We start from the raw sequence: 26,355 nt of genomic DNA on the forward strand, positions 1-26,355 counted from the left end.
GGCTAAGCGAGTTCCTCCCCGAGCTTGTCTCGGGGAGGGGGACCGCCCGGCGCAGCCGGGTGGTGGAGGGGCAGCCGACCGCGCGCAGCTCTGACAATTGCCTCCGCAGCCCGCTTCGCGTCGTCGAGGATTTCCGCAGCCGCAATTCGCAGTGTCGCGATGCCTTCGCCCGCAAAGAAGGCGTCGCGCAACGTATCGCGCTGCGGACGTTGGCCCATATCGTGCGATCGCCCGTCCACCTCGATCGCCAGCCTCGCGTCGCTGCAGTAGAAATCGAGGATATACGGGCCGCTCGGGTGCTGGCGTCGGAACTTGATGCCATCGGGACGCGCCTTCAGCTCTCGCCAGAGCAGAACTTCCGGCAGCGACATCTGGCGCCGCTGGCGTCTCGCCCTCTTGATCGTTCCGGTTCGCGGATCGGGCGAAGTGTCGCGCAGCATTCGAATACCCCTCCACCATGCTTCGCATGGTCCCCCTCCCCGAGCAAGCTCGGGAAGGATCTAGGAAGTCGCCCATGATCCAGTCCCTCCTCATCGCCAACCGGGGCGAGATCGCCTGTCGCGTCATCCGCACGGCGCGCGCGCTCGGGATCCGTACCGTGGCGGTCTATTCCGATGCCGACGTGAACGCGCTGCATGTCCGCAGCGCCGACGAGGCGGTGCGCATCGGCCCCGCGCCGGCGCGTGAAAGCTATCTGGTGGGCGAGAAGATCATCGCTGCTGCGCTCGCGACCGGGGCAGAAGCCATCCATCCGGGCTACGGCTTCCTGTCCGAGAACGCCGCGTTCGCGCAGGCCGTGCTCGATGCGGGGCTCGTCTGGGTGGGGCCGAAGCCGGCCTCGATCACGGCGATGGGCCTCAAGGATGCGGCCAAGGCGCGGATGATCGCGGCGGGCGTGCCGGTGACGCCGGGCTACCTCGGCGAGGACCAGAGCCTTGAGCGGCTGCATGCGGAGGCCGATGCCATCGGCTATCCGGTGCTGATCAAGGCGGTGGCCGGCGGTGGCGGCAAGGGCATGCGCCGGGTCGATGCGAGCGCCGAATTTGCCGAGGCGCTGGCGTCCTGCCGGCGCGAGGCGGCGTCCTCGTTCGGCGATGATCGCGTGCTGATCGAAAAGTACATCCTCAGCCCCCGCCACATCGAAGTGCAGGTGTTTGGCGATGCCCATGGCAACGTGGTGCACCTGTTCGAGCGCGACTGTTCGCTCCAGCGCCGCCACCAGAAGGTGATCGAGGAAGCCCCCGCGCCGGGCATGGACGAAGCGACGCGCGAAGCCGTCTGCGCCGCCGCCGTCCGTGCGGCCAAGGCGGTGGATTACGAGGGCGCCGGCACGATCGAATTCATTGCCGACGGTTCCGAAGGGCTGCGGGCGGACCGGGTGTGGTTCATGGAAATGAACACCCGCCTGCAGGTGGAACACCCCGTCACCGAAGCGATCACCGGCGTCGATCTGGTCGAATGGCAGCTGCGCGTGGCGAGTGGCGAGCCGCTGCCCAAGAAGCAGGGTGAGCTGCGCATCAACGGCTGGGCCATGGAAGCGCGGCTCTATGCCGAGGACCCGACCAAGGGTTTCCTGCCGAGCATCGGGCGGGTCGATGACTTCCGGTACCCCACGATCCTCGCCCGGATCGACACCGGGGTGGAGGCGGGGGCCGAGATCTCGCCGTTCTACGATCCGATGATCGCCAAGCTGATCGTTCATCGCCCCACCCGGTCCGAAGCGATCAAGGGCCTGCGCCAGACTCTGGACGAAGGCATGGTCGGCCCGCTGGTGACCAATGCCGGGTTCCTGTGGCGCCTGCTGGGCCACGCCGCGTTCGAGGCGGGCGTGGTCGATACCGGGCTGATCGAGCGCAACCTGGAAACGCTGGCGGTGCGGCCCGAACCTTCGCCCGAGGCGCTGGCGCTGGCCGCGACGCGGCTGGCGGGGACGCCGGGCGATACGCCGTGGAGCAGCCAGTCGGGCCTGCGCCTGAACGCTCCGGCCAGGCGCGATGTGCGGCTGGCCGACCAGTTCGGCCGCCGCTTCGAAGCCGCCCTGCCGGATGGGCCGGTGTTCGACGGCTGGCCCGCCGAGGCGGAAACCGGCGTGGACGAAGGCGGCGAGCGCTTCGTGCTGCGGCTTGCGCGGACCGAGGGCGGGGCAGGGGGTCTTGCCAGCGACGGTGCGATCCGTGCGCCGATGCCGGGGCGGGTGATCTCGGTCGACGTTGCCGACGGCGAACGGGTGACCAAGGGGCAGAAGCTGCTGGTATTGGAAGCGATGAAGATGGAGCACGCGCTGACCGCGCCGTTCGACGGGACGGTCACCGGCCTGACCGTGGAGGCAGGGGCGCAAGTGCAGGTCGAAGCGCTGCTGGCGCAAGTGGAGAAGGCGGAATAGCGAGCGGGCTGTCGGCAACTCCGTCCATGCTGAGCTTGTCGAAGCACTGCTTTTGTTCTCCGGGTTCAGCGTTTGCGTCAAAGGAAAGAGCGGCCCTTCGACAAGCTCAGGGTGGGCGGGGTCGGGGGCCGGAACGGGAGTTTAGCTGATGGCAGGGCGTTACTTCGATGAATGGCAGGTGGGCGACCGGATCGAGCACGAGATCCGGCGCACCGTGACCGAGACCGACAACCTGCTGTTTTCGACGATGACCCACAATCCGCAGCCGCTGCACATCGATGCCGAGGCGGCCAAGGCCAGCGAGTTCGGGCAGATCCTTGTCAACGGCACATTCACCTTCGCGCTGATGGTGGGGCTGTCGGTGGGGGACACCACGCTGGGGACGCTGGTGGCGAACCTTGGCTACGACAAGCTGGTGATGCCCAAGCCCGTGTTCATCGGCGACACGATGCGGGCGACGAGCGAGGTGGTGGAGCTGAAGGAATCGAAATCGCGGCCCCAGGCGGGGATCGTGACCTTCCGCCACGAGCTGATCAACCAGCGCGGGGAAGTGGTCTGTTCGTGCCTCAGAACGGCGTTGCTAAATCGCGCAAGTTGACAAAGTTGACAGACTTCTAAAGCAAAACTCGCAGATGCCGCCTGAACGAAAGCCACGCGGCTGTGCGCGGAGCGGGCCAATCGCGCAAAGGCGCGGAATTGCGTGGTTTACGGAAGGTTGACGGGCGATCATCGCTTGGGTTTAGCGAGCCGGGGCGGTGTAGGACAGTCACGTACTTGTTCTGCGCAGAGATTAGCGATACAACTTGCGTATGCAACGCACCGGATCGACCAAGCAGCCCTGCGTCGCGACGACGGTCCGCAAGGCCAATCGCGCGCTGACCCGCTTTTACGAAAGCGCGCTGGCGCCCCATGGCCTGAGCCTTGCGCAGTACAGCCTGCTCGACACGCTGGCGCGGGCGGGCGAGCTGCCGCTGGCGCGCCTTGCCGAGCGGGAGCTGCTCGATCGCAGTTCGCTGACCCGGGCGCTGGTGCCGCTGGAGCGCGACGGGCTGGTGGCGGTGGCGGATGGCCCGGCGCGCAGCCGCGTGGCCACCCTGACCGAGGCGGGTACGGCGCGGATCAAGGCCGCGCGCAAGAGCTGGGCGATGACGCAGGGCACGATCGTGTCCAAGATCGGCATGCGCAACTGGGAGGCGCTGGCCGTGTGGCTGGGCCAGATCGCCGCCGATGCCAACGTGCTGGCCGAAGTTCCGCTGGAGCTGCGCTGACCCCCCGCGCGATTGGCGCGGGTCAGTTTGCGGCCTCTCCGTCCTTGAGCTGCATCGTCCAAGCCAGCGCGTTTTCGATCAGGCGGCGGTTGTTGGGATCGGCATAGACTTCCGGCCGATGGCCGATCGCGGAATAGGCCATGCGCCCCTTGCCCACGGCGCGGGTCCAGGCGATCGGGTGATCGCCCATGCGCAGATCGCGGCCGAAGCCGGTCCCGGGCGCATAGCTCGCTTCGTCCAGCGCGAGGACCACATGCGTGCCCGGCACGGCGCGCGGGCTGGCAACGAAGCTGTACCATTCATCGGTCATCGACCATGAAGCCGGCAGGCCCTTGGCCATCGGCGAGCGGGGATTATCGACCAGCACGCGGGCCTGCTGGAACTGGGGGTTCATCGGATGGCCGGCGAAGCGCGCGCCGATCAGGGTATCGGCATACCACGGCCAGAAGCTGACCGGATCGCCCGACGAGCCGTGCATCCCGACATAGCCGCCGCCGTTTTCGACCCAGCTGCGAAAGGCCCGGCGCTGGGTCAGCGTCAGCACATCTCCGCTGATGTTGTTCCACACGACCGCGCGGAAGCGGCGAAGATCGGCGGCGTTGATCAGTCCGGCGCGGTCGGTTGAGACGACTTGCCAGCCCCGTGCCTTCGCCAGATCGACGACCATGGCGTGGGCGGCGAGCACGCTGGGCGTGTCGCGAAAGCCGGTCATCTTTTCGAAGAGGAGGATCGCGGGCTTGCCGGGGGCAAGGCGGTAGGGGGTGCGTTCAGCGTCGTAGCGGGCGCAGCGCGCGGTGCGGTCCGCGGGCGTTACAGCCACCTTGCGCAGCGCGACGTCGACCCGGTCAACCGATGCGGTATCGGCGCCGACGAACATCAGCGCTTCACGCGGGGTCACGATCGCGCCGAAGGTGGGAGCGGCGGTCCCCGTCATCAGCGGCGGCAGTTTGGCGAGCATGCCCGGCGCCGCCTGTTCGAAGGCCGCTGTGGCAGGCTTGCTGAGCAGGATATCGACCAGCGGCGATGCGGCCGAGAACGGCGCGTCGCGCAACGGGCAATCGAGCGGCGCGCGCGCCTGCGCGGAAGGGGCGAGCGCCAATGCAAGCGCGGCAGCCAGGAACGTGCGGACCGGGTTCATGGGGCGGGACTATGCGCAGGTCCCGCCCATTCGGCAAGGCGGGCTCAGCCGAGCAGGCGCGGTTCGCGGACGTAGGTGAAGGGGCTGGTGCCGTCCCAGTTGGCGCCATCGGGATAGCGCATTTCGATGCCGGCGAGGTCGCTTTCGGCAAGCAGCGCCATGTTAATGCCCATCATCGTGTTGCCGTGGGCGGCGACGGCGCTTTCGGTGAGGGTGAAGTGCGTGGTTGCGCCGCAGGTTGGGCAGAAGGCGATATCAGCGGAGGGATCGGGCTTGTCTGTGCGGCGGTAGCGCGTGGGTTCGCCCGTGACCTGCACCTGTTGCGGCGCGAAGTAGCCCCAACGTGCGCCGGTCTTGCGGCAGAGCGAGCAGTTGCAGGCGAAGATGAAGTCGGGGCGGGTGTCGATGGTGATCGCGATGGAGCCACAGTGGCAGGACAGCTTGGGACAGGAAAGGTTCGTCATTCCCGGCGCTTAGCACGGGTCAGGAGCGCGGGGCGAATCCGTGCAGGAGGACGTCTACCATGCCGTGCGCGGCTTCTTCGCGGGTCATCGGCCCGGCCGGATCGAACCAGCGCGCCGGCCAGTTGAGCGCGCCGGCCAGCGTGAAGGCCAGCAGGCGTGGATCGGGGGCGGTGATGGTGCCGTCCGCCACGCCTTCGTCGATCAGGCTGCGCAGGGCATCGTCGATCTCGCGCTTCTTGGCGCGGAAGCTGGCGGCGCTGGCAGGGACAAGCAGTTCCTCGCCCGTGCGGATCACGCAGCGACCGAAATCGTCCATGTTCACCTGGGCATAGCGTTCAAGGAAATAGCGCAGCCGGTCGATCCCGGCGCCGGGGCGGGCGCGCGCTTCCTCGACCGCCTGCTGCAACTGGGCAAGGCCGATCGACACGCATTCGAGCAGCACCTGATCCTTGTTGCCGAGGTAGTGGTAGATCGTAGGCTTGGATACGCCGAGGCTCAACGCGACATCATCGAGCGACGTTGCGTGGAAGCCGCGTTCGTTGAACATCCGCACCGCCGCCAGCAGCACCGCTTCGCGCTTGGCTTCGCGTGCAGCCTTGCGCTGGGCAGCGTCGGGGAAGGGCGACTTGGTATTTTGGGCAGGCGGTTCGTTCACCGCTTTTGATTGACGCACTACCGGCAAGAATGCAATCTACTCGCGAGTAGATTTTTGCAGAATCGGGAGTTTGAACATGCAGATCAACGGACTTGCCGCGGTCGTCACCGGCGGTGCATCGGGGCTTGGCGCAGCAACCGCGGCGCGGCTCGCTTCGCTGGGGGCCAAGGTTGCGCTGTTCGACCTCAACGCCGAGGCGGGCGAAGCCCATGCCAAGGAGATCGGCGGCAAGTTCTTCTCGGTCAACGTGACGGACGAAGCTTCGGTGCAGGCCGCGCTGGAAGCTGCCGAAGCGGCGCACGGCAAGGCGCGCATCCTGGTCAACTGCGCCGGCATCGCCCCGCCGGCCAAGGTGATCAACCGTGACGGCAGCGCGATCCCGCTCGCTGACTTTGCCAAGATCGTGAACATCAACCTGATCGGCACGTTCAACGTGCTGTCGAAGTTCGCCGCGCGCATCTTCGATGCCGAACTGGTGGGCGAAGAGCGCGGCGTGATCATCAACACCGCATCGGTGGCGGCGTTCGAAGGCCAGGTCGGCCAGGCCGCCTATGCCGCCTCGAAGGCGGGCGTGCATGGCATGGCGCTGCCGATCGCGCGCGAATTTTCGCGCTACGGCATCCGCGTCAACACGATCGCGCCGGGCATCTTCTGGACGCCGATGCTCGCCTCGCTGCCGCAGGAAGCGCAGGATTCGCTGGGCAAGCAGGTGCCGTTCCCCAGCCGCCTGGGCAAGCCGGAGGAATATGCGCAGCTCGCCCAGTCGATCATCGAGAACCCGATGATCAACGCCGAGACGATCCGCCTCGACGGCGCGATCCGCATGGCGGCGAAGTAAGGCGGCCATACGAGGCTGCACGTCAGGCGACCGGCCTGACAACTTGGCGGGTTGGCGGATCATCGCCGCCCGCCTATGGACGATGCGTTTAATCGTCCGATTAAGATGAAGGGTTGAGGGCAGGATGACGATCAGCACCGAAGCGCTGGAGATTGCCGCGCGTGTCGAAAAGTTCGTGCGCGAAGTGGTGTTCCCCTATGAGCAGGACCCCCGCCGCGACCACCATGGCGCACCGACCGACGAACTGGTGCAGGAACTGCGTGCGCTGGCGCGCGAGGCGGGCGTGCTGACCCCGCACATCAAGCACGATGGCGGCCACTTCAACCAGCGCGAGACGGCGGTCATCCTGATCAAGTCGGGCCTTACGCCGCTCGGCATGCTGGCCTGCAACACGCAGGCGCCCGACGAAGGCAACATGTACCTGATCGGCAAGGTCGGCAGCCCCGACCTCAAGGAGCGCTTCCTCAAGCCGCTGGTTTCGGGCGAGGCACGTTCGGCCTTCTTCATGACCGAGCCGGCCGAGCTGCAGGGCGCGGGCGCGGACCCTTCGATGATGATCACCACCTGCCGCAAGGACGGCAACCACTGGGTGATCAACGGCAAGAAGGCGTTCATCACCGGCGCGGAAGGGGCCAAGGTCGGCATCGTGATGGCCCGGTCGGAAGATCCCGACAGCAAGGGCGGCGCGTGCATGTTCCTGGTCGACCTGCCCGACCCGGCGATCCAGATCACCCGCGTGCCCAACACCATCGACAGCTCGATGCCCGGCAGCCATGCGGAGATCACCATCGACAACCTGCGCGTGCCGGCAGACCAGATGCTGGGCGATGCAGGCGAAGGCTTCAAGTATGCGCAGATCCGCCTGAGCCCTGCCCGCCTGTCGCACTGCATGCGCTGGCTGGGGGGCTGCATGCGCGCGCAGGAAATCGCCAGCGATTATGCCAACCGCCGCATGGCCTTCGGCAAGCAGCTGATCGACCACGAAGGCGTTGGCTTCATGCTGGCCGAGAACATGATCGACCTGAAGCAGGCCGAGCTGATGATCGACTGGTGCGCCAGCGTGCTCGACACCGGATCGCTGGGCACGGTCGAAAGCAGCATGACCAAGGTGGCGGTGTCCGAAGCGCTGATGCGCGTGGCGGACAAGTGCGTGCAGGTGATGGGCGGCACCGGCGTGACCGACAAGACCATCGTCGAGACGATGTTCCGCGAAATCCGCGCCTTCCGCATCTATGACGGCCCGACCGAGGTCCACAAGTGGAGCCTTGCCAAGAAGATCCGTCGCGACTGGAAGCATGCCAATGCCCACTGACGTCGCCAAGGCCAACATCGGCGCGGGTGAAGTCCGCGTCGCGTTCGACCAGGATGCGCTGGCGCGCTGGATGGAAGCGAACGTGGCGGGCTTTGCCGGGCCGCTGACGGTCGAGCAGTTCAACGGCGGGCAGTCGAACCCGACCTACAAGCTGACCACGCCGGGTGCCGGCTACGTGCTGCGCCGCAAGCCGCCGGGGCCGCTGCTGAAGGGCGCGCACGACGTGCTGCGCGAAGCGAGGGTGCTGACCGGGCTGGGCCCGACGGACGTGCCGGTGCCGCCGGTGCATGGCGTGTGCGACGACGACGGCGTGATCGGCAGCGCGTTCTACATCATGGGCCTGGTCGACGGGCGCATCTTCTGGGACGCGGGCTTCACCGAAGTGCCGAAGGAGAGCCGCGCCGCCTACTACGACGCGATGAACGCGACGATCGCGGCGCTCCATTCGGTCGACGTGGAGAAGGCGGGCCTTTCCGATTACGGCAAGCCGGGCAATTACTTCGCGCGGCAGATCGGGCGCTGGTCGAAGCAGTACCTCGAGGACGAGCTTGCCGGGCGCAATCCGGACATGGACGCGCTCGTCGAATGGCTGCCGACGGCGATCCCCGAGGGCGACGAAACCAGCGTGGTCCACGGCGACTTCCGCTGCGACAACATGATCTTCCACCCCACCGAACCGCGCGTGGTCGCGGTGCTGGACTGGGAGCTTTCGACGCTGGGCCACCCGCTGGCGGACTTTGCCTATCATGCGATGATGTACCGCATGCCGGCCGATATCGTTGCCGGCATCGGCGGCGAGGACCCGGTGGCGCTGGGGCTGCCGACCGAAGCGGAATACATCGCCGCCTACTGCAAGCGGACCGGGCGAGACAGCATTCCCAACTGGGACTTCTACCTGGCGTTCAACTTCTTCCGGCTGGCGGCGATCTTCCACGGGATCAAGGGCCGGGTGCTGCGCGGCACGGCGACCAATGCGCAGGCCAAGGAGCGCGCCGAGGCTTTTCCCCGGCTGGCTGCGCTGGCGCGCGAAGCGATGGAGAAGTGCAAGTGACGAGCGTGACTCACACCATTGCCGGCGGCGTCGGCCGCATCGTGCTGAACCGCCCGGACATGGGCAACGCGATCGACATGGGCCTTGCCGAGGATCTGCTGACCGCAGCGCAGGCCTGTGCCGAGGACGCCTCGGTACGCTGCGTGGTGCTGTCGGGCGCGGGGCGGATGTTCTGCGTTGGCGGCGACATCGGCAGCTTTGCTGCGGCGGGCGACCAGATGGGCACTTTCCTGCGCGCGCTGGCCGACAAGCTGCACGAAGCGGTGCTGGTGCTGAGCCGTATGGACAAGCCGCTGGTGGTGGCGGTCCACGGTCCGGCGGCCGGTGCTGGGCTGAGCCTGGTGGCGCTGGGCGATATCGTGCTGGCGAGCGAAGCCAGCCACTTCACCGCCGCCTATACCGGCATCGGCGTGACGCCTGACGGCGGCATGAGCTGGGCGCTGCCGCGCCTCGTCGGGCTGCGCACGGCGCAGGACATGATCCTGACCAACCGCCGGGTGAGCGCGGCCGAGGCGGCGAGCCTGGGCCTGATCACCCGCACGGTCGCGGCCGAGGCGCTGGAGGCCGAGGTCGAGGCGGTAGTTGCGAAGCTGGTGGCGGCGCCGACCCGCGCTCTGGGCGCGGCGCGCAAGCTGCTGGTCGATGGCCAGACGCGCGGCCTTGCCGAACAGCTCGAAGCCGAGGCGGCGACGATTGCCGCGGCGGCGGACGGCGCCGAAGGGCGCGAAGGCATCGGCGCGTTCCTGGCCAAGCGCAAGCCGGACTTCACTGCCGTCTGAACATCAGGCGTAGCTCGCGACCTCGACGAGATTGCCGTCGGGGTCGCGCACATAGACCGAGCGGAGCGTACCGCGCGCGCCCGAACGCTCGACCGGGCCTGTTTCGATGGCGAGGCCCGCTGCGGCAAAGTGCGCGACCACGGCTTCGGGCGGGCTCTGCGTGAGGAAGCACAAGTCGTCGCTGCCGGGCATGGGGGCGTGCCCGGTGAACCATTCGTCCTGGCTGGCCGAGATCGGGCGCAGGTTGATCTTCTGCTGCCCGAAATGAAGGCTGACGCGGGGCGCCGTGCCATCGGGGCGGGGCTGTTCGCGCCGCTCCATGCCCAGGTGCGCGACATACCAGCGCGCTGATGCTTCCACATTGCGGACATTGAGCACGACGTGATCGATTGCATCGACGGCAAGCATGGCATTCTCCGGCATTACTGACGCGATCCCGTGGCCCCCGCCATGCGGCGGGCATGGGCACGGCGCGTAAGGACCTTGGCGCCGCAGCCCATGCTGGTGCGCAGGAAACGGCTGGCGGCGCTTGCTTCGGCATAGCCGAGGCGGTGGGCAAGCTCGGTCAGGTTCGGCTTGCGTTCGTTGGCGAAGTATTCCTCGGCCGCGCGCCGACGGACGCGTTCGAGCACGCTGGCAAAGGTTTCTCCCTGGTCGGTCAGGCGGCGCTGCAGGCTGCGCGGGCCGATGGCGAGCCCTTGCGCGACGGTTTCCAGCGTGATGCGGCCGCTCGACAGGTTGGCCGCGATCAGCCGCTCGACGCGCAGGACCGAATCGCGCGCGGTGCGGGCCTGCTCTTCGCCGGCAAGCTGGCGTTCGAGGAAGGCGAGGAGGTGGGCGTTGCCGTTGGGCGAGGGGCGGCGCATGTCCGCTCGCGCCAGGATGAGCGCGGAGCGATCGGCGCCGAATACGACCGGGCAGCGGAAGGCGTTGCGGTGAAAGGCTAGGCTGGGCGGTGCGGGGTGGTCGAATTCCATGCGCAGGGGATGCCAGTCTTCCCCCAGCACCAGCTGCAGCACGCGCATCTGCAGGGTGAGTGTTGATTCGAGATACTGGCTGCCACCGAACCGCGCCGGGATGGCGATGAACTGCTGCAGCACGATCTCGTCCCCCTGTTCGCGCATGCGCGAGCCGAGCGCTTCGCTTTCGAGATGGAGGAAGCGCGCGCTGATGCGGATCGAATCCTCGACCGTGGGGCAGTGGTCCCACAACAGGCTCAACGGGCCATAGCCGCGCAGGTTGCACCACATGGCAAAGGCGGTGCCGATGTCGGGCCGGCGCGCGACGATGGCGCAGAGCTGCATGATGTCGACCATGGCATGGGCCGGTACCGTTTCCGCCGTGCTGCTCGCAGCGATCAGGTCCAGCATGTCGTGATCGAGTATCGCATTGAGATCGATACCGGAAATCCGGGCAAAGCGGACAAACTGTTGCATGGAAGACGCATGCGCCATCGGAGTGTTGGCCATGTCGCGATCTGTCATGATCATGTCGGGATATGTCAAGATTTAACTGGCGAATTGACGCAGTTAACGCAGCGTAGCCAACCCCCGTGGCAAGAGGGGTGGCGCAAGTGGCATCGGCGGACGCGACCGCGCCCGCCTTTCGAAAGGGAGCAGTATGAAAGGCATCTGGCGCGCCAGCACCGCTGGCGCAATCCTTGCAGCCGTGATCGCGACCCCCGCCCTGGCCCAGCAGGCACAGGCGGAATCGAACGACACCGGCGGTCTCCAGGAAATCGTCGTTACCGCGCAGCGCCGTTCGGAAAACCTCCAGAACGTGCCGATCGCGATCACCGCGGCCAATTCGGACACGCTGGCGCAAGCGCGTGTCGACAACGTTTCGAACATCGGCACGATCACCCCGTCGGTGACGTTCCGCGTGTCGAACATCTCGTCGTCTTCGGCCAACCTCGTCATCCGCGGCCTGGGCACGACCGGCAACAGCCGTTCGTTCGAAGGTTCGGTCGGCGTGTTCATCGACGGCGTGTACCGCACCCGTGCGGCCTCGGCGCTGCAGAACTTCCTCGACATCGACAACCTGCAGGTCCTGCGCGGGCCGCAGGGCACGCTGTTCGGCAAGAACACCACCGCTGGTGCGCTGCTGCTGGCTTCGGCCAAGCCTTCGACCGCGCGCCCCGAGTTCCTGTTCGACGCCACCTATGGCAACTACGATTCGCTGATCGTGAAGGCGGCGGGCAACGTGCCGCTGTCGGACACCGTGGCGTTCCGCATCGCGGGCCTCGCTTCGAAGCGTGACGGTTTCTACACCAACCCCACCAACGGCCAGCACCTGAACAATGACGCCACCCAGGCGGTCAAGGCGCAGCTGCTGTTCGAACCTTCGTCGGACGTGACCATCCGCCTGATCGGCGACTATTCGCACAGCGCGGGCAACTGCTGCTACGCGACGACCAACCTCAAGGATGGTCCGACCCAGCCGCTGGTTGATGCTCTCACCCGCCTGAACGGCGGCGTGGTTCCGTCGACCAAGGCTTCGGACTGGGAGCAGACGCTCAACGGCAAGGGCAACCAGGTCATCGAGGACTTCGGTGGCACGCTGCAGATGGACTTCGGCATCGGTGCCGGCACGCTCAAGTCGGTCACGGCGGTGCGCAAGTTCACCGTGGACCAGAAGGACATGGACCCGGACTTCACCGGCGCCGACATCTTCCGCTACTACGAGAACTTCTCGAGCCGCTTCATCTCGCAGGAACTGACCTACAACACCAAGATCGAGGCGCTTAACGCCGACGCGGTGTTCGGTGCGTTCTTCTCGGACGAAAAGCTGAAGATGGGCCGTGAACTGCCTTGGGCCTCGCAGGGCCAGGCTTACTGGAGCACGCTGCTCGCAGGGCCGCTCGCCGGGATCAACGGTTATCTGGCTTCGCAGGGTCTCGGCCCGGTTTCGCCCAACGCGACGCCTGGTACCTGGGCGATCGAACGGATGCGGGGCAAGGCCAAGTCGTACGCCGGCTTTGCGCACCTCGACTTCGCCGTGGGCGACAAGGTCAACGTGATCGCCGGCCTGCGTTACTCGATCGAGAAGAAGCAGGGTTCGTTCTCTAACCCGTTCTACCGTGCTTCGCCCAACGGTTCGAGCACCGAGCTCTTCACCCTGCTCGGCTTGGCGCCCAGCCCTGCTTATGACCGCGAGATTACGAACAAGGCACTCTCGGGCACCTTCGGTCTCCAGTACCGCCCCGTGAACGACGTCATGCTCTATGCGACGTACAACCGCGGCTTCAAGGCTGGCGGCGTCAACATCGATGCCAACGCGGCGGGCACGCTGCTCAACAACGCGGCGGCCTTCGCCAAGCTGTCGCCGAGCCAGCAGATTGCCGTGAGCCTGTTGAACGGTGGTGCGGGCTTGTCGGCTCCGAAGGACCCGACCTACAAGCCAGAAACGGTCAACGCGTTCGAAGTCGGCGCCAAGATCCAGTACTTCAACCGTCGCGCGCGCACCAACATCGCGCTGTTCTACTACGACCTGTCGAACCTGCAGGTTGCGCAGTTCGTCGGCCTGCAGTTCACCGTTCTGAACGCCAAGTCGGCGAAGGACTACGGTGTGGAACTGGAGAACCTGTTCGAGCTGACCGACGGCGTGACACTGGCGATCGATGGCACCTGGATCCCGAAGGCCGACTTCGGCAAGGATGCCAACATCGATCCGGTGCTGTCGGACAAGCGCTTCCGCTTCGCACCGAAGCTGTCGGGCAACGTGACGCTGAACATCGACAAGCCGATCACCGAGACGGTCAACCTGACCGCCCGTGCCCAGTACCAGTACACCTCGAGCCAGCTGATCAACACCGCCGGGCTTACCGAGCAGGGCGCGGTCAGCCTGGTCAACGCCAACCTCGGCTTCAAGCTGCCGAAGTCCGGCCTGACCGTCGAGGGCTGGGTGCAGAACCTGTTCGACAAGACCTACTTCACCTATGGCTTTGCGACTCCGCTGCAGACCGGCGACGTCAACGGCTACCTGGGTGCACCGCGCACCTATGGCGTCCGCCTGCGCGCCGCGTTCTAAGCGCTTCGCCAAAGCATGACGGAAAGGCCGCCGTCCCTCACCAGAGGGGCGGCGGTTTTTCTTTGGCGCCGTAGCGTCACAATCGCGCCCTGAGGGGCTGGACGCGGTTTAATTGCACGATTAAAGAGGGGTGCCCGCGTGGTGCATGCGCGGCCAAGAACCCGGGAGTCCTGGATGACCACTGCAACAGCCGCCGTCGCGCGCGGCGCCAATGTCGACTTCACCATCGAGCAGATCGAGGTTTCGCCTCCGGGTCCGGGCGAAGTGCGGGTGAAGATCGCTGGCGTCGGCCTGTGCCACACCGACCTCGTATTCCGTGACCAGTTCGATGCCTTTGCCAAGCCCGGCGTGCTTGGCCACGAAGGCGCGGGCACGATCGAGGCGGTGGGCGAGGGCGTGACTGGCCTTGCCGTGGGCGACCAGGTGGTTCTCGGCTTTTCGAGCTGTGGCGGGTGCCCGCGCTGCGAGGAACACCTGCCGAGCTATTGCAATACCTTCGTGCCGCTCAACTATGCCGGCATGCGGCTGGAAGACGGCTCGACCGCCTATGCCGGCAACGATGGCGAGCGCATCTCATCACACTTCTTCGGCCAGTCGTCGTTCTCGACGCTGGCGGTGACGCGCGCCAGCAACGTGGTCAAGGTGCCGGCCTCGAACAGCCTGCCGCTCGAATACCTGGGGCCACTCGGCTGCGGGTTGATGACCGGTGCGGGCGCGGTGATGAATTCGATGGCCTGCAAGGAAGGCTCGTCGCTGATCGTGTTCGGCGGCGGCCCGGTCGGCCTTGCCGCCGTCATGGCCGGCAAGGTGCGTGGTTGCAGCCATGTGCTGCTGGTCGAACCGGTGGCGTCGCGCCGCGATATCGCGCTCGAACTGGGTGCTACGCACGTGATCGACCCTGCGGCGGGCGATCTCGCCACCGCGATCCGCGATATCCTGCCGCTCGGCGTGGATGCCGCGCTGGATACCACCGGCAATGTCGGCGTGATCGAGACGGGGCTGGCGAACCTTGCCCCGCACGGCGTGATCGGCCTCGTCGGCGTGCCCAAGGCGATGGAAGCGTCGATCACGGTCAACATCGCCGCGCTGATGACACCGGGCCTGCGCATCCTGGGCATCATCGAAGGCGATGCCGTGCCGCAGGACTTCATCCCCGAACTGCTGTCGCTGCAGGCGCAGGGCAAGTTCCCGTTCGAGCGTTTGATCAAGGCCTTCCCGCTCGACCAGATCAACGAGGCGATCGCGGCGCAGGCGCGCGGCGAATGTATCAAGGTCGTGCTCGTCCCCTGACGCAACCCCCTTTCCTCCCAGACGGAGATTCCGATGGAATTCAACGACACCTACAAGATGCTGATCGGCGGCGAACTGGTCGCCGGCAGCGCCACGCTCGACGTGCTCAACCCCGCGACCGAAGAAGTGCTGGCGCGCGTGCCCGACGCGACCGAGGCCGATCTCGACGCTGCCGTCGCCGCGGCGCGCAAGGCGTTCCCGGGCTGGGCCGCCACCCCGATCGAGGAGCGCAAGGCCAAGCTGAACGCGCTGGGCGATGCGATCTTCGGCAACATCGAAGGCTTCGCCCGCCTGCTGACCAAGGAGCAGGGCAAGCCCGGCACCGAAGCGCAGGGCGAGATCATGGGCGCGGGCTACTGGTTGAAGGCGTTCACCGCGCTCGACCTGCCCGAGACGGTCAACGAGGATTCGGACGAGCGCATCAGCATCACGCGCCACGTGCCGCTGGGCGTGGTGGGCGCGATCGCGCCGTGGAACTTCCCGATGATCCTGGCCATGTTCAAGGTCGCCCCGGCGCTGCTCGCGGGCAACACCATGGTGCTCAAGCCTTCGCCGTTCACCCCGCTGTGCACGCTGAAGTTCGCCGAGCTTGCCAACGAGATCCTGCCCGCCGGCGTGCTCAATGTCGTGACCGGCGGCGATAACCTTGGCCCGTGGATGACTGGCCATGCCGGCTTCGACAAGATCAGCTTCACCGGGTCCACCCAGACCGGCCGCCGCGTGATGGCTTCGGCCGCGCCCACGCTCAAGCGCGTGACGCTGGAACTGGGCGGCAACGACGCCGCGATCGTCATGCCCGACGTCGATGTCGAGAAGATCGCCGAGCAGCTGTTCTGGGCGGCCTTCACCAACAACGGCCAGATCTGCATTGCCACCAAGCGCATGTACATCCACAAGGACGTGTACGAACCGCTGCGCGATGCCATCGTCGCCTATGCCAAGACGGTGAAGGTCGGCGACGGTTCGGAGCAGGGGACGCAGATCGGCCCGATCAACAACAAGCCGCAGTACGAGCGCGTGCTCGACCTGATCCAGGACGCCAAGGACAAGGGCTACAAGTTCCTGATGGGCGGCGAGAAGGCCGACGTTCCGGGCTACTTCATTCCGATCACCATCCTCGACAACCCGCCCGAGAACAGCCGCATCGTGCAGGAAGAGCAGTTCGGCCCGGTGCTGCCGCTGATTCAGTTCGACGACTACGACGACGTGATCGCGCGCGCCAACGCGACGGATTACGGCCTTGGCGGGTCGGTCTGGTCGACCGACGAGGAAAAGGCTTTCGAACTCGCCCAGCGCATCCAGTCGGGCACGGTGTGGGTCAACGAAACGCAGCACCTGTCGCCGCTGGCGGCGTTCGGCGGCATGAAGCAGTCGGGCGTGGGCGTCGAAGGCGGGCTTGAAGGCCTGCTCGAATACACCAACGCGCAGACGCTGGTCCGCCGCAAGAAGCCTGCCTTCGCGCAGTAACACGGGCGAGCGCCGGCCTGGTCCCAGCAGGACGGGCCGGCGCACCCAACCGCAATTCGCAAGGACAAGAGCCGGGGCCAGGACCTTCCGGCCATGAGAGGATGTGCCATGGATTATCCGCTGCCCAATGCTTCGACCGATCTGACCGGCCAGGTCGCGCTGGTGACCGGCGCTTCTTCCGGCCTTGGCCTGCGCTTTGCCAAGGTGCTGGCGGCGAGTGGTGCCAAGGTTGCGCTCTGCGCGCGCCGCATGGACCGGCTGGAGGCGCTCGCCGACGAGATTCGGGCCAGCGGCGGCGAAGCGGTGGCGATCGCGATGGATGCGACCAAGGCCGAAGACCTCGTCGCCGCGGTGGCCAAGGCCGAAGCCGCGCTCGGCACGGTGACGATCCTGGTCAACAACGCCGGCATCCCCGATGCACAGCGCGCGCACAAGATGGACCTCGAACTGGTCGACCGCGTGCTCGACATCAACTTGCGCGCCCCCTGGATCATGGCAGTGGAAGTCGCCAAGCGGCTGATCGAGGCGAAGAACCCCGGCCGCATCGTCAACATCGCCTCGGAAGCAGCGTTCCACTACAGCGGCAATGGCGCGGCGCTCTATTCGGTGACCAAGGCGGCGGTCGTGCGTCTGACCGAAACGCTCGCGGTCGAATGGTCGCGCAACCACATCAACGTCAACGCGATCGCACCCGGCGCGTTCGAATCCGAGATGCTGGCCGGCATGCTCGAACGCATGGGCGACATCAGCCAGCACATGCCGCGCAAGCGCCTCGGCAACCCGGCGCAGCTCGATTCGACGCTGCTGTTCCTGGTCGGGCCCGCATCGGACGCGGTGACCGGCACTTGCGTGCGGGTGGACGACGGCCAGCACGGCCGCTGAGTGTTGCGCTTCGAGCCGGCGGTTGCCGGGGCGCGGCGGTGTCCCTATGCAACCCGCCTGGTTCGAAGGGAGCGGCAAGAGTGGCGGAATGGCTGGATGCCTGTGGTGAAGACGACCTGATCGCGGCGGGCTGCCTGTCCGTGCCCGTCGAAGGCCGGCTGGTTGCCCTGTTCCGCCACGATGGCAGTTACTACGCGATGCAGGGTATCTGCACGCACGGCAGCGCCACGCTGACCAAGGGCAAGTTCGAGAACGGCGAAGTGATCTGCCCGCTCCATCAGGGCCGCTTCTGCGTGAAGACCGGCGAGGCAACCGGCGGACCGGTGTGGGACGACCTTAAAACCTACCAGGTGCGTGCCGAGAACGGCCGGATCCTCGTCCAGCTAGGGTAAGGCTGCCCGGTTGCCGCGGATCGGACGCTTAGTCCGCCGGGTGTGCCGATGGGGCTGACGGCGTCCACAGTTGCAGCAGCATGTCGACGATCCGTGCCACGTGAGCCCTGATCTCGGGCTGGTCGGGCGCCTTGCGGACGCCTGCCACGATCCGCAGGTGCAGATCCCCGCTCAACAGCGAGAGAAAGTCCTCGGCCGATGTCAGCGTGTTCTGAAGCTTGAGCACGCCTGCCTTGGAGAATTCCTCGAGTTGCCGGACGACTTCGGTCTTGAGCCGATTGGACCCGGCGGCGAAGAACACGCGGCCGATCTCGGGCGACCGGCCGCTGTCACCCACGACAACCCGGTTGAGGGCAATGGCTTCGGCCGTGTAGATGCCCTGCATCAGGCGCTCGCCCACTGCGGTGAGGAATGCTCTCGGGCTTTCGCGCGGGATGCTGGAGTTGCAGATCGGGCCCAGCACGATCTGCGAACAGTTTTCCATGACCGCTTCGAACAGGGCTTCCTTGGTGGGGAAGTATTTGTAGAGCGTCGCCTTCGATCCCCCGACGGCGCGCGCGATGGTCGACATGGAAGTCGCGGCAAAGCCCTCTTCGAGGAAGAGATCGCTCGCCTTGCGCACGATGTCGTCTCGTCGCGCGTCCGGGGCGGATCTCGGAAGACGAGTCTTGGTGACCATCCCGTACAGATAGCGACTGGAATACGCATCGCAAGGCACGAACGCCAGGCGTCGGAAGGGGCCGAATCCCGCCGTTCGCCGCGCAGCATCGATCGCAGCATGTGCGGATGGTTGTTGCGATCGCCGGGACAAGGCGCATGCCGGAGTGGTGGCGTTGGGACGGACCCTCGGCTCAGCGAAAATATGAAGAGGGGAAGGTGGTGCCCGGGGACGGAGTCGAACCGCCGACACCGTGATTTTCAGTCACGTGCTCTACCAACTGAGCTACCCGGGCATCCGGTCCGCGGCGGCCGTTTCGGGCGGTCGCGGGCGATTGGAAGCGCGCCTATGGCGAACGGGGCGAGGCTTGTCCAGCCCCGGCGTGCATAAATTTTGCGCGACGGGCGCTGCCCGATCACGCTTCGCTTTCGGGATCCGCGGGAGGCCCGGGAATTGCGTAGCCATCGTCCAGCCAGCGGACCAGATCGCGGTCGCGGCAACGGGTGGAGCAGAAGGGGGCATGCTCTGTCTTGCGGGGCTTGCCGCAGATCGGGCAGCGCTTGCCCTGGGAAGATGGCGGGGTGTTCATCGTGCCACCGCCTGCGCGAAACCGCCGCCAAGGGCAAGTCCGGTGCGTTCTTCGCACACCACTTCGCGGCCCGTCCGACGGGCGAGTTCGGCAAGCCAATCGCCGGGGATGGCGCGCAGCACGGCGGCTGGCGCGATCAGATGCAGCACCCCGGGCTCCTGCACACGTTCCGCCCGGCGCAGCAGCATGCGCGCGGCGGCCCCGGCGGGATGGCGGGCGAAGCGCGCTGGCAACGACGGGCGTTCGAGGCGCGAGACAAGCTGGACGAACCCGAACCCGTTCATGGCGGTTCGTTCGACCTTCATGCCATCGAGCGCGGCGGCCAGCGCAGTGTCTACGGCCTGGCGATCGCGCTTTTCGGGCAGTGAGGGAAAGTCGATGCCAACCGACCCAGCGATATCGAGGCGGGGCAGCGCGCTGGCGATGGCGGGGACGGCGGCGAGGCACAGCGCGGGGAGGGGCGGCGGCCCGTCGATGTCGATCAGCGTCATCGCCGGAGTGGGTGTGATGGCAAGGCTGCCGCCGTCGAAGGCGATTTCGCCAGACAGCGCTTCTTCGGCCAGTTCATCCCAGCCGGCCTGATCGAAATCGCGGTCGGTCACGCGCAGGCTGCGCACGGTGTGGCCTTCGGCGCGCAGGGATTCGAGCAGGTCGGGTGCGGGGCGGTCTGGTTCGTCAGGCGCAGCGGGCCGCGCCTGGGGCAGCTTGGTGCGCCCCTTTTCGGCAATGGCCCCGCGCGTGATCCTGAGGCGAAGGGCCGATCCCTCGGTGGCGCTTGGCGGCAGCGAATCGACCTGTGTTTCGCTACCATCGACAAAGCGGGCGAAACCGCGCCGGGTCCCGGCAAGGCGCCGGGTGATGCGCGCGGTGCCGACATGGCCTGCGCGCAGCGGTTCGCCCCAATCGATGCGGGCGGCGATGATGCTGCCGCCTTCGACCAGGATGGCTCGTTCTTCGCCGATCCCGGCTTCGTGGAGCCATTCAGCCAAGCGCGACCCCGGCCGCGCGCAGCAGGCGGCGCGTTTCGTAGAGCGGCAGGCCGACGACGCCCGAGTGGCTGCCCGAGAGCCACTGGCAGAACCCTTCGGCGGCGCCCTGGATGGCATAGCCACCGGCCTTGCCGCGCCAGTCTCCGCCGGCGATGTAGGCTTCCATCTCTTCCGCGCTCAGCCGCTTGAAGCGCACGATGGTTTCGCTCAGCGCTTCGCGCAAAATGCCGTCGGGCGAAAGCACGGCGATTGCGGAAAAGACGCGGTGGCGGCGGCCGGACAGCAGCGCGAGGCATTGGCGCGCGGTCGCTTCGTCTTCTGCCTTGGGCAGGATGCGGCGGCCAACGCCCACCACCGTATCGCCGGACAGGATCAGCGCATCAGGGGCAAGCGCGGCAGCAGCGCGCGCCTTGGCCGCAGCGAGGCGGACGGCGTGGGCGCGGGGCAATTCGCCCTTGAGCGGGGATTCGTCGATATCGGTGGCAAGTACGCGATCGGGCTTGACGCCGAGGCGGGCGAGCAGTTCGAGACGACGCGGGCTGGCGGAAGCGAGAACCAGCGGCTGGTCGGCGGCTGGCGCGGACATGGCGATGATCAGAAGCCGCCGGGGCCGCCGCGACCGGGCATGAAGCGATAGGTGATGCGCCCCTTGGTCAGATCGTAGGGCGTCAGTTCCACGAGAACTTCGTCACCGACGAGCACGCGGATGCGGTTCTTGCGCATCTTGCCCGCGGTATGGCCGAGGATCTCGTGATCGTTTTCCAGCTTCACCCGGAACATGGCGTTCGGCAGCAGCTCGACCACCGTGCCGCGCATTTCGAGGAGTTCTTCTTTCGCCATGGGCGGAAACGGGCGCCTTTCGCTTGATGCCTGCTGGAAGTCGATACCTTGAAACGGGCACCTGGCATGGACAAGCGACCGCGCGCCGCGCGCATAGCGGCCCGGCGCGCAAAAGAAAAGAGCGTGTTGCAACCGTCTGCACCGGGGCGGTTGCGACAGAATGATACCAAAGGGTCGTTGTCTCGCCGGGACCGGGAAGCCAGCTACGGGGTTGTTGCGCCGTGGCGCCGATTTTCCTTTTGAAGCAGAGCGATGAACAGACTTCTTATTTCGACCATGCTTGGCGCCCCGGCGTCGGTTGTCCTGCCGGTGCTGGCACTGGCAGCGGAACAGCCGCAGACGACGCAGGACCCGACGCCGCCCGCGTCGGTAAACGGCGACAATATTCCGGTCGACAGCAATGGCGATGGGATCGACGATGCTGGCGAGATCCTGGTCGTGGCGACGCGGCTGAAGGGGCAGGTCGCGGCCGCGCAGCCGCCGCTGGTGACGCTCGATGAGGAAGAGATCGCGTCCTATGGCGCAGGTTCGATCCAGGAACTGCTGGCGGCGCTGGCGCCGCAAACCGGTTCCGGACGCGGCCGGGGTGATGGTTCGCCGGTGATCCTGCTCAACGGGATGCGCATATCCAATTTCCGTGAGATGCGCGGGCTTCCGCCCGAGGCGATCCGGCGAGTGGAAGTGCTGCCCGAGGAAGTTGCGCTCAAGTTCGGCTATCGCCCCGATCAGCGGGTGGTGAACTTCATCCTGAAGGACAATTTCAAGAGTTTCGGCAGCGAAAGCGACCTCAATCTGCCCGCGCGGGGCGGCTATACCGACTGGAAGCAGGAGCTGACGCTGGCGCGGATCGACAAGGGCGCGCGGCTCAATGTGACCGGCAGCTTCGAGAAGCAGAGCCCGCTGACCGAGGCCGAGCGCGGCATCGTGCAGACCGCAAGCAGCGGCGTGAAAGTGGCTGGCGATCCCAATGCCGCCGAGTATCGCACGCTGCTGTCGGACACGACCAGCGCGCAATTGAACGCGACTTGGGCCAAGCCGCTTGGCGGCGGGGCAGGTCTGACGCTCAACGCCCTGGTGCAGCGCGACGACGCCAAGAGCCTCAACGGGCTCAACACCGTGACGCTGACCGACCCGGCGACCGGCACGGCCTATGCCCGCACGCTGCTCGATCCCGAGGCGCTGACCACGCGCCGCAAGACGACCACGATGTCGCTGGGGGCAGGGCTCAACAAGCCGCTCGGAAGCTGGCAGCTTTCCGCAACGGCGGACGGCAGCCATGTCGTGACCGACAGCCGCATCGACAACCGCGCCAACCTGACCGGGCTGCAGGCGCTGGTCGACAGCGGCGCGTTCGGGGCCGATGGCCCGATCCCGGAAGACGCGATCGTGGGTGTAGGCGCCGACCGCGCGCACAGCGTGACCAACAGCCTGACGTCGCTGGCGACGCTTTCCGGGCAGCCCTTGACCCTGCCCGGCGGACCGGCGTCGCTGACGGTGAAGGCGGGCTATGCCTATTCGGGCATCCGGTCTTCGGACACGCGCACGACATCGGGGGATATCCGCCTGACGCGTGGCGATGTGCAGGCAGGCTTCAGCCTGGATGTGCCGATCACCAGCCGGCGTGAAAACTTCGGCAGCGCGATCGGCGACCTGTCGCTCAACCTCAACGGAGAGGTTCACCACCTGTCCGACTTCGGCAGCCTGACCGACTATGGCGCGGGACTGACCTGGGGGCCGACCGAAAAGTTGAGCCTGACCGCAAGCTATATCGCCACGCAGGCAGCGCCGGGGCTGTCAGACCTGGGGGCGCCGACCACGGTGACGCAGGGCGTGGCGCTGTATGACTTCACGCGCGGCGAGACGGTGCTTGCCACGGTGATCAACGGCGGCAACCCCAATCTGCGCAAGGAGCGCCAGCACGACATCAAGCTGGCGGCCAACTGGACGCTGCCGTTCCTCAAGAATTCGTCGCTGATCGTGGAGTATTTCCGCAACCGTTCGACCGATACGACCAATGCTTTTCCGTTGCTGACCCCGGCGGTGGAGGCCGCGTTCCCGGGCCGGGTGGTGCGCGATGCGAACGGGCGGATCGTGTCGGTCGACCAGAGCCCGGTGACCTTCGCGTCGGAAAAATCGAGCCGGTTGCGCTGGGGCATCAATATCGCCGGCAACTTCGGCAAGCCGGACCCTTCGCAGGCCCAGCGGCGCGGCGGCTTTCGCGGCATGATGGGCGGTATGGGCGGCCCTCCCCCCGGTGGGATGGGCGCTGGCGGTCCGCCACCCGGTGGCCCGGGCGGGTCCGGCGGCGGGTTCGGACGGATGCGTGGGGGCGGTCCTGGCGGTGGCGGTCCGGGTGGGGGCGGCAATGACGGGCGGGGGCGCTGGAACCTGTCGCTGACCCACACGATCCAGTTCACCAACACCGTGCAGATCGTGCCGGGCGGAGCGGTGCTGAACCTGCTCGATGGCGATGCGGTATCGGGCAGCGGTGTTGCGCGGCATTCGATCCAGCTGGAAGGAGGCGGCTTCTATCGCGGCTTCGGGCTGCGGCTGAATGGCACCTACACCGGAGGAACGCATGTCGATTCAAGCGGCGCGCCGGGATCGACGCGGCTCGACTTCGCGCCCATCGCGACGTTCAACATGCGGCTCTTCGCCGATCTTGGACGCGTGCCGGGCCTTGCCGACAAGACACCGTTCTTCAAGGGCGCGCGCCTGTCGATCGGCGTCGACAACCTGTTCGATGCACAGCAGAAGGTGACCGATGGCAATGGCGACGTTCCGCTGCGCTATCAGGCTGGCTATCTCGATCCGGCTGGGCGGGTGATCAAGCTGGAGTTCCGCAAGCAGTTCTGAGGGTTCAGACCCGACGGCCGGTCACGAACTCATGCGCGATCCGTTCGCGCCGCATGCGTTCGTGCTCGCCGAAACCATCGGAGAAGTGGCGCAGCCGCACGAGCTGTTCGAGCGCGAGCTTTTCCTCGAAGTGGAATCCGACCCGCCCGCTACGGCACCAGACGATTTCGCCGAAAGCTTCGACGCCGTTCACCTCCAGAACGCCTTCCGAACCGGACGCGACGATCGCGGCAACGGCGATCCGCGCGCCCGTCGCGGAGATGTCCTCGACCCGGCCCGGCAGCGTGCCGCTCAACAGCACCAGTCGGCAGGGAAGCCCAGCGCCAAGGCGCAGGCGTGAATCGGCCCTGCGGCCGGCATTGCCGGCTTGCGTACCAGAGGGCGGGGTGAAGGGGGCGGACACATCGCACGCATGCATCTGCCATGCTTTCGACGGTGCAAGCGACCCCCTTCGGACGTTTGCGTAATGCCCCGGCAGGTCCTATCTCGCAGGCCATGTCGCGTACCCCAGCCGGAACACCAGCCAACCCCAAGGGCGCCGAGCGCTTCAACGAGGACAAGGCGACGTACGCCGTGCGCGGGGCCGAGCAGCCTGACATCGAAGCGGGCGTCGCTGCAATCCGCGAGGTGGTGCAGACGCTGAAGCCGAAGCCGGGCGTCTATCGCATGCAGGATGCGCGTGGCGACGTGCTCTATGTCGGCAAGGCGCGCGCGCTGAAGAACCGCGTGGCCAACTACACGCAGGTCGACCGGCTTTCCAACCGGCTGCGGCGCATGGTCAGCCAGACGCGCAGCATGACGATCGTCACGACCAATTCCGAGGCAGAGGCGCTGCTGCTGGAAGCGCAGCTGATCAAGCGCTACCGGCCGCCGTACAACGTGCTGCTGCGCGACGACAAGTCGTTTCCGTTCATCCTGCTGCGCGCCGATCACGCCTATCCACGGATCATGAAGCACCGGGGGGCGCGGCGGGCCAAGGGCAATTATTACGGACCGTTCGCCAGCGCCGGCAGCGTCAACACCACGATCAATGCGCTGCAGAAGCTGTTCCTGCTGCGCAGCTGCAACGACGGCTTCATGGCGCGGCGCGACCGGCCCTGCCTGCTCTACCAGATCAAGCGCTGCAGCGCCCCCTGTGTCGGCCGCATCGACGAGGAATCGTATGCCGAGCTTGTGCGCCAGGCGAAGGACTTCCTGGGCGGCAGGTCGGGCGCCGTGCAGAAGGAGATCGAGGCGCAGATGGCAGAAGCGGCCGAGGCGCTCGATTTCGAACGCGCTGCCATGCTGCGCGACCGGCTCCGGGCGGCGACCTTCATCCAGGGCAGCCAGGCGATCAATGCGGAAGGGGTCGGCAATGCCGATGTCTTCGCGCTGGCAGCCAAGGGCGGACAGATCGGGATCCAGGCCTTCTTCATCCGCGGCGGCCAGAACTGGGGGCACCGAGCCTTCTTCCCCAGCCATACCGAAGGTCTGGACGAGGGCGAGGTGCTGACGGCCTTTCTGGCGCAATTCTACGAGGAAGTGCCGCCACCCCGGCTGATCCTGGTCGATCGCGACCTGCCGGAATGCGAGCTTCTGGCCGAGGCGCTGTCCGTTCCGGCAGGCGGCAAGGTGGAGATTTCCGTGCCGCAGCGTGGCGATCGGCGCCGGCTGATGGAGCAGGCGAGCCGCAATGCCGTCGAGGCGCTCGACCGCCGCATGGCCGAGAGCGGGACCAAGGCGCGGGTCAACCGCGAGATGGCCGAGTTCCTCGAGCTTTCGGAAGTGCCGCAGCGGATCGAGATCTACGACAACAGCCACATCCAGGGCACCAATGCGCTGGGCGCGATGGTCGTCGCGGGGCCCGAAGGATTCCTCAAGGGCCAGTACCGCAAGTGGAACATCAAGTCGGCGCAGACCGACGACGATTTCGGGATGATGCGCGAAGTGATGCGCCGCCGCTTTTCGCGCGCACAGGAAGAGGATCCCGACCGTGAGAACGGCATGTGGCCGGACCTGGTGCTGATCGATGGCGGCAAGGGACAGATGAGCGCGGTCAAGGAAGCGCTGGACGAGATCGGCGTGGAGGACGTGCCGCTGATCGCGATCGCGAAAGGCCCGCACCACGGCCGCGAAGGGCGCGAGGTGTTCCACTTCCCCGATGGCCGCGAAAAGATGCTGCCGGTGAATTCGCCCGTGCTGTTTCACCTGCAGCGCCTGCGCGACGAGGTCCATCGCTTTGCCATCGGCGCGCATCGCGAAAAGCGCAGCCGGGCGATCACGGCGAGTCCGCTCGACGAGATTCCGGGCATCGGCCCTGCGCGCAAGCGGGCCTTGCTGCTGCACTTCGGAACGGCGGGGAAGGTCCGCGCGGCAAGCCTGGAAGATCTGCAGCGCGCGCCCGGGGTGAGCGGGACCGTGGCGCAGACCGTGTATGACTTTTACCACCCGAGCGGCTGAGAACTAGCGTTACGGACCCGCGCGATACGTACCATT

Annotated in this window: 26 protein-coding genes and 1 tRNA gene; 14 read left to right on the forward strand and 13 right to left on the reverse strand. The window is 66.7% G+C overall.

All coding sequences use genetic code 11. The annotated features are described in order from the left end of the window. Window positions 1–2: 2 nt before the first annotated feature. Window positions 3–440, reverse strand: coding sequence for an endonuclease domain-containing protein (locus HHL27_RS01805; RefSeq protein ID WP_169491650.1), 438 nt, complete (start codon window positions 438–440; stop codon window positions 3–5). A 74-nt stretch (window positions 441–514) separates the two neighbouring features. Here HHL27_RS01805 and HHL27_RS01810 point away from each other — a divergent pair, with 74 nt between their 5' ends. The 3 genes from HHL27_RS01810 to HHL27_RS01820 all read left to right on the forward strand — a co-directional run bounded on the left by HHL27_RS01810 (window position 515) and on the right by HHL27_RS01820 (window position 3,651). Beyond that, entirely contained in the window at window positions 515–2,383 is a 1,869-nt protein-coding gene (locus HHL27_RS01810) for an acetyl/propionyl/methylcrotonyl-CoA carboxylase subunit alpha (RefSeq protein ID WP_169491651.1), read from the forward strand. Between the two features lie 148 nt (window positions 2,384–2,531). Further along, window positions 2,532–2,981 carry a MaoC family dehydratase gene (locus HHL27_RS01815; RefSeq protein ID WP_169491652.1) on the forward strand — a complete coding sequence of 150 codons (450 nt, stop codon included), beginning with the start codon at window positions 2,532–2,534 and terminating at the stop codon, window positions 2,979–2,981. 211 nt (window positions 2,982–3,192) lie between these two features. Beyond that, window positions 3,193–3,651 carry a MarR family winged helix-turn-helix transcriptional regulator gene (locus tag HHL27_RS01820; protein WP_240959315.1) on the forward strand — a complete coding sequence of 153 codons (459 nt, stop codon included), beginning with the start codon at window positions 3,193–3,195 and terminating at the stop codon, window positions 3,649–3,651. Window positions 3,652–3,673: 22 nt separating this feature from the next. Here HHL27_RS01820 and HHL27_RS01825 read toward each other — a convergent pair whose 3' ends face one another. From HHL27_RS01825 to HHL27_RS01835, 3 genes are read right to left on the reverse strand one after another with little or no spacing between them, the layout of a single operon-like run. Next, window positions 3,674–4,789, reverse strand: a complete 1,116-nt coding sequence (locus tag HHL27_RS01825) for a ThuA domain-containing protein (RefSeq protein WP_169491654.1) — start codon at window positions 4,787–4,789, stop codon at window positions 3,674–3,676. A 44-nt stretch (window positions 4,790–4,833) separates the two neighbouring features. Beyond that, window positions 4,834–5,253, reverse strand: a complete 420-nt coding sequence (locus HHL27_RS01830) for a GFA family protein (RefSeq protein ID WP_169491655.1) — start codon at window positions 5,251–5,253, stop codon at window positions 4,834–4,836. 19 nt (window positions 5,254–5,272) lie between these two features. Continuing rightward, window positions 5,273–5,908 (reverse strand): TetR/AcrR family transcriptional regulator, encoded by a 636-nt coding sequence (locus tag HHL27_RS01835; protein ID WP_338114799.1) that lies wholly within the window; start codon window positions 5,906–5,908, stop codon window positions 5,273–5,275. 76 nt (window positions 5,909–5,984) lie between these two features. Here HHL27_RS01835 and HHL27_RS01840 point away from each other — a divergent pair, with 76 nt between their 5' ends. The 4 genes from HHL27_RS01840 to HHL27_RS22320 all read left to right on the forward strand — a co-directional run bounded on the left by HHL27_RS01840 (window position 5,985) and on the right by HHL27_RS22320 (window position 9,888). After that, a complete protein-coding gene (locus HHL27_RS01840; RefSeq protein WP_169491656.1) occupies window positions 5,985–6,746 on the forward strand; it encodes an SDR family NAD(P)-dependent oxidoreductase in 762 nt (253 codons plus the stop codon). A gap of 124 nt (window positions 6,747–6,870) precedes the next feature. Further along, window positions 6,871–8,058: an acyl-CoA dehydrogenase family protein gene (locus HHL27_RS01845; protein ID WP_169491657.1), complete on the forward strand. Its 1,188-nt coding sequence runs from the start codon at window positions 6,871–6,873 to the stop codon at window positions 8,056–8,058. Then, complete coding sequence (locus HHL27_RS22315) at window positions 8,048–9,109, forward strand: phosphotransferase (protein WP_240959248.1); 1,062 nt, start codon at window positions 8,048–8,050, stop codon at window positions 9,107–9,109. Before HHL27_RS01845 ends, HHL27_RS22315 begins: the two co-directional genes overlap by 11 nt. After that, window positions 9,106–9,888, forward strand: a complete 783-nt coding sequence (locus HHL27_RS22320; protein ID WP_338114800.1) for an enoyl-CoA hydratase/isomerase family protein — start codon at window positions 9,106–9,108, stop codon at window positions 9,886–9,888. Before HHL27_RS22315 ends, HHL27_RS22320 begins: the two co-directional genes overlap by 4 nt. A gap of 3 nt (window positions 9,889–9,891) precedes the next feature. On the opposite strand, the gene HHL27_RS01855 is transcribed toward HHL27_RS22320, so the two are convergent. Next, entirely contained in the window at window positions 9,892–10,296 is a 405-nt protein-coding gene (locus HHL27_RS01855) for a VOC family protein (protein ID WP_169491659.1), read from the reverse strand. Window positions 10,297–10,310: 14 nt separating this feature from the next. After that, window positions 10,311–11,324, reverse strand: a complete 1,014-nt coding sequence (locus tag HHL27_RS01860) for an AraC family transcriptional regulator (protein WP_240959251.1) — start codon at window positions 11,322–11,324, stop codon at window positions 10,311–10,313. Window positions 11,325–11,508: 184 nt separating this feature from the next. Here HHL27_RS01860 and HHL27_RS01865 point away from each other — a divergent pair, with 184 nt between their 5' ends. The 5 genes from HHL27_RS01865 to HHL27_RS01885 all read left to right on the forward strand — a co-directional run bounded on the left by HHL27_RS01865 (window position 11,509) and on the right by HHL27_RS01885 (window position 17,948). After that, a complete protein-coding gene (locus HHL27_RS01865) occupies window positions 11,509–13,917 on the forward strand; it encodes a TonB-dependent receptor (protein ID WP_169491660.1) in 2,409 nt (802 codons plus the stop codon). A 174-nt stretch (window positions 13,918–14,091) separates the two neighbouring features. Further along, window positions 14,092–15,207 carry an NAD(P)-dependent alcohol dehydrogenase gene (locus HHL27_RS01870; protein ID WP_169491661.1) on the forward strand — a complete coding sequence of 372 codons (1,116 nt, stop codon included), beginning with the start codon at window positions 14,092–14,094 and terminating at the stop codon, window positions 15,205–15,207. A 33-nt stretch (window positions 15,208–15,240) separates the two neighbouring features. Next, window positions 15,241–16,674 (forward strand): aldehyde dehydrogenase family protein, encoded by a 1,434-nt coding sequence (locus HHL27_RS01875; RefSeq protein WP_169491662.1) that lies wholly within the window; start codon window positions 15,241–15,243, stop codon window positions 16,672–16,674. 108 nt (window positions 16,675–16,782) lie between these two features. Then, window positions 16,783–17,556 (forward strand): SDR family NAD(P)-dependent oxidoreductase, encoded by a 774-nt coding sequence (locus HHL27_RS01880; RefSeq protein WP_169491663.1) that lies wholly within the window; start codon window positions 16,783–16,785, stop codon window positions 17,554–17,556. A gap of 80 nt (window positions 17,557–17,636) precedes the next feature. Beyond that, complete coding sequence (locus HHL27_RS01885; RefSeq protein ID WP_169491664.1) at window positions 17,637–17,948, forward strand: Rieske 2Fe-2S domain-containing protein; 312 nt, start codon at window positions 17,637–17,639, stop codon at window positions 17,946–17,948. 28 nt (window positions 17,949–17,976) lie between these two features. Here HHL27_RS01885 and HHL27_RS01890 read toward each other — a convergent pair whose 3' ends face one another. The 6 genes from HHL27_RS01890 to infA all read right to left on the reverse strand — a co-directional run bounded on the left by HHL27_RS01890 (window position 17,977) and on the right by infA (window position 21,024). Beyond that, window positions 17,977–18,570, reverse strand: a complete 594-nt coding sequence (locus tag HHL27_RS01890; protein ID WP_169491665.1) for a TetR/AcrR family transcriptional regulator C-terminal domain-containing protein — start codon at window positions 18,568–18,570, stop codon at window positions 17,977–17,979. A gap of 255 nt (window positions 18,571–18,825) precedes the next feature. Further along, window positions 18,826–18,901, reverse strand: a tRNA-Phe gene (locus HHL27_RS01895). Between the two features lie 120 nt (window positions 18,902–19,021). Then, complete coding sequence (yacG, locus tag HHL27_RS01900; protein WP_169491666.1) at window positions 19,022–19,195, reverse strand: DNA gyrase inhibitor YacG; 174 nt, start codon at window positions 19,193–19,195, stop codon at window positions 19,022–19,024. Further along, window positions 19,192–20,184, reverse strand: coding sequence for a ribonuclease (locus tag HHL27_RS01905; protein ID WP_169491667.1), 993 nt, complete (start codon window positions 20,182–20,184; stop codon window positions 19,192–19,194). The genes yacG and HHL27_RS01905 overlap by 4 nt, the downstream gene beginning before the upstream one ends. Then, window positions 20,177–20,770, reverse strand: coding sequence for a Maf family nucleotide pyrophosphatase (locus HHL27_RS01910; RefSeq protein ID WP_169491668.1), 594 nt, complete (start codon window positions 20,768–20,770; stop codon window positions 20,177–20,179). The genes HHL27_RS01905 and HHL27_RS01910 overlap by 8 nt, the downstream gene beginning before the upstream one ends. Window positions 20,771–20,778: 8 nt before the next feature. Further along, entirely contained in the window at window positions 20,779–21,024 is a 246-nt protein-coding gene (gene infA, locus HHL27_RS01915; protein ID WP_169491669.1) for a translation initiation factor IF-1, read from the reverse strand. 252 nt (window positions 21,025–21,276) lie between these two features. Between infA and HHL27_RS01920 the strand changes: the two genes are divergently transcribed. After that, window positions 21,277–23,880: a TonB-dependent receptor gene (locus HHL27_RS01920; RefSeq protein WP_240959253.1), complete on the forward strand. Its 2,604-nt coding sequence runs from the start codon at window positions 21,277–21,279 to the stop codon at window positions 23,878–23,880. 4 nt (window positions 23,881–23,884) lie between these two features. Here HHL27_RS01920 and HHL27_RS01925 read toward each other — a convergent pair whose 3' ends face one another. Then, entirely contained in the window at window positions 23,885–24,298 is a 414-nt protein-coding gene (locus HHL27_RS01925) for a PilZ domain-containing protein (RefSeq protein WP_206069317.1), read from the reverse strand. Window positions 24,299–24,375: 77 nt separating this feature from the next. Here HHL27_RS01925 and uvrC point away from each other — a divergent pair, with 77 nt between their 5' ends. After that, window positions 24,376–26,319 (forward strand): excinuclease ABC subunit UvrC, encoded by a 1,944-nt coding sequence (gene uvrC, locus HHL27_RS01930; RefSeq protein WP_169491671.1) that lies wholly within the window; start codon window positions 24,376–24,378, stop codon window positions 26,317–26,319. Window positions 26,320–26,355 lie beyond the last annotated feature (36 nt).

It is taken from the genome of Novosphingobium olei (assembly GCF_012927405.1).
Lineage (GTDB): Bacteria > Pseudomonadota > Alphaproteobacteria > Sphingomonadales > Sphingomonadaceae > Novosphingobium > Novosphingobium olei.

Excerpts from the sequence above, each read along its gene's own strand:
- HHL27_RS01805 (WP_169491650.1), bottom strand. The coding sequence starts at position 440 with ATGCTGCGCGACACTTCGCCCGATCCGCGAACCGGAACGATCAAGAGG.
- HHL27_RS01810 (WP_169491651.1), top strand. The coding sequence starts at position 515 with ATGATCCAGTCCCTCCTCATCGCCAACCGGGGCGAGATCGCCTGTCGC.
- HHL27_RS01815 (WP_169491652.1), top strand. The coding sequence starts at position 2,532 with ATGGCAGGGCGTTACTTCGATGAATGGCAGGTGGGCGACCGGATCGAG.
- HHL27_RS01820 (WP_240959315.1), top strand. The coding sequence starts at position 3,193 with ATGCAACGCACCGGATCGACCAAGCAGCCCTGCGTCGCGACGACGGTC.
- HHL27_RS01825 (WP_169491654.1), bottom strand. The coding sequence starts at position 4,789 with ATGAACCCGGTCCGCACGTTCCTGGCTGCCGCGCTTGCATTGGCGCTC.
- HHL27_RS01830 (WP_169491655.1), bottom strand. The coding sequence starts at position 5,253 with ATGACGAACCTTTCCTGTCCCAAGCTGTCCTGCCACTGTGGCTCCATC.
- HHL27_RS01840 (WP_169491656.1), top strand. The coding sequence starts at position 5,985 with ATGCAGATCAACGGACTTGCCGCGGTCGTCACCGGCGGTGCATCGGGG.
- HHL27_RS01845 (WP_169491657.1), top strand. The coding sequence starts at position 6,871 with ATGACGATCAGCACCGAAGCGCTGGAGATTGCCGCGCGTGTCGAAAAG.
- HHL27_RS22315 (WP_240959248.1), top strand. The coding sequence starts at position 8,048 with ATGCCCACTGACGTCGCCAAGGCCAACATCGGCGCGGGTGAAGTCCGC.
- HHL27_RS01855 (WP_169491659.1), bottom strand. The coding sequence starts at position 10,296 with ATGCTTGCCGTCGATGCAATCGATCACGTCGTGCTCAATGTCCGCAAT.
- HHL27_RS01860 (WP_240959251.1), bottom strand. The coding sequence starts at position 11,324 with ATGCAACAGTTTGTCCGCTTTGCCCGGATTTCCGGTATCGATCTCAAT.
- HHL27_RS01865 (WP_169491660.1), top strand. The coding sequence starts at position 11,509 with ATGAAAGGCATCTGGCGCGCCAGCACCGCTGGCGCAATCCTTGCAGCC.
- HHL27_RS01870 (WP_169491661.1), top strand. The coding sequence starts at position 14,092 with ATGACCACTGCAACAGCCGCCGTCGCGCGCGGCGCCAATGTCGACTTC.
- HHL27_RS01875 (WP_169491662.1), top strand. The coding sequence starts at position 15,241 with ATGGAATTCAACGACACCTACAAGATGCTGATCGGCGGCGAACTGGTC.
- HHL27_RS01880 (WP_169491663.1), top strand. The coding sequence starts at position 16,783 with ATGGATTATCCGCTGCCCAATGCTTCGACCGATCTGACCGGCCAGGTC.
- yacG (WP_169491666.1), bottom strand. The coding sequence starts at position 19,195 with ATGAACACCCCGCCATCTTCCCAGGGCAAGCGCTGCCCGATCTGCGGC.
- HHL27_RS01910 (WP_169491668.1), bottom strand. The coding sequence starts at position 20,770 with ATGTCCGCGCCAGCCGCCGACCAGCCGCTGGTTCTCGCTTCCGCCAGC.
- infA (WP_169491669.1), bottom strand. The coding sequence starts at position 21,024 with ATGGCGAAAGAAGAACTCCTCGAAATGCGCGGCACGGTGGTCGAGCTG.
- HHL27_RS01920 (WP_240959253.1), top strand. The coding sequence starts at position 21,277 with ATGAACAGACTTCTTATTTCGACCATGCTTGGCGCCCCGGCGTCGGTT.
- HHL27_RS01925 (WP_206069317.1), bottom strand. The coding sequence starts at position 24,298 with ATGCATGCGTGCGATGTGTCCGCCCCCTTCACCCCGCCCTCTGGTACG.
- uvrC (WP_169491671.1), top strand. The coding sequence starts at position 24,376 with ATGTCGCGTACCCCAGCCGGAACACCAGCCAACCCCAAGGGCGCCGAG.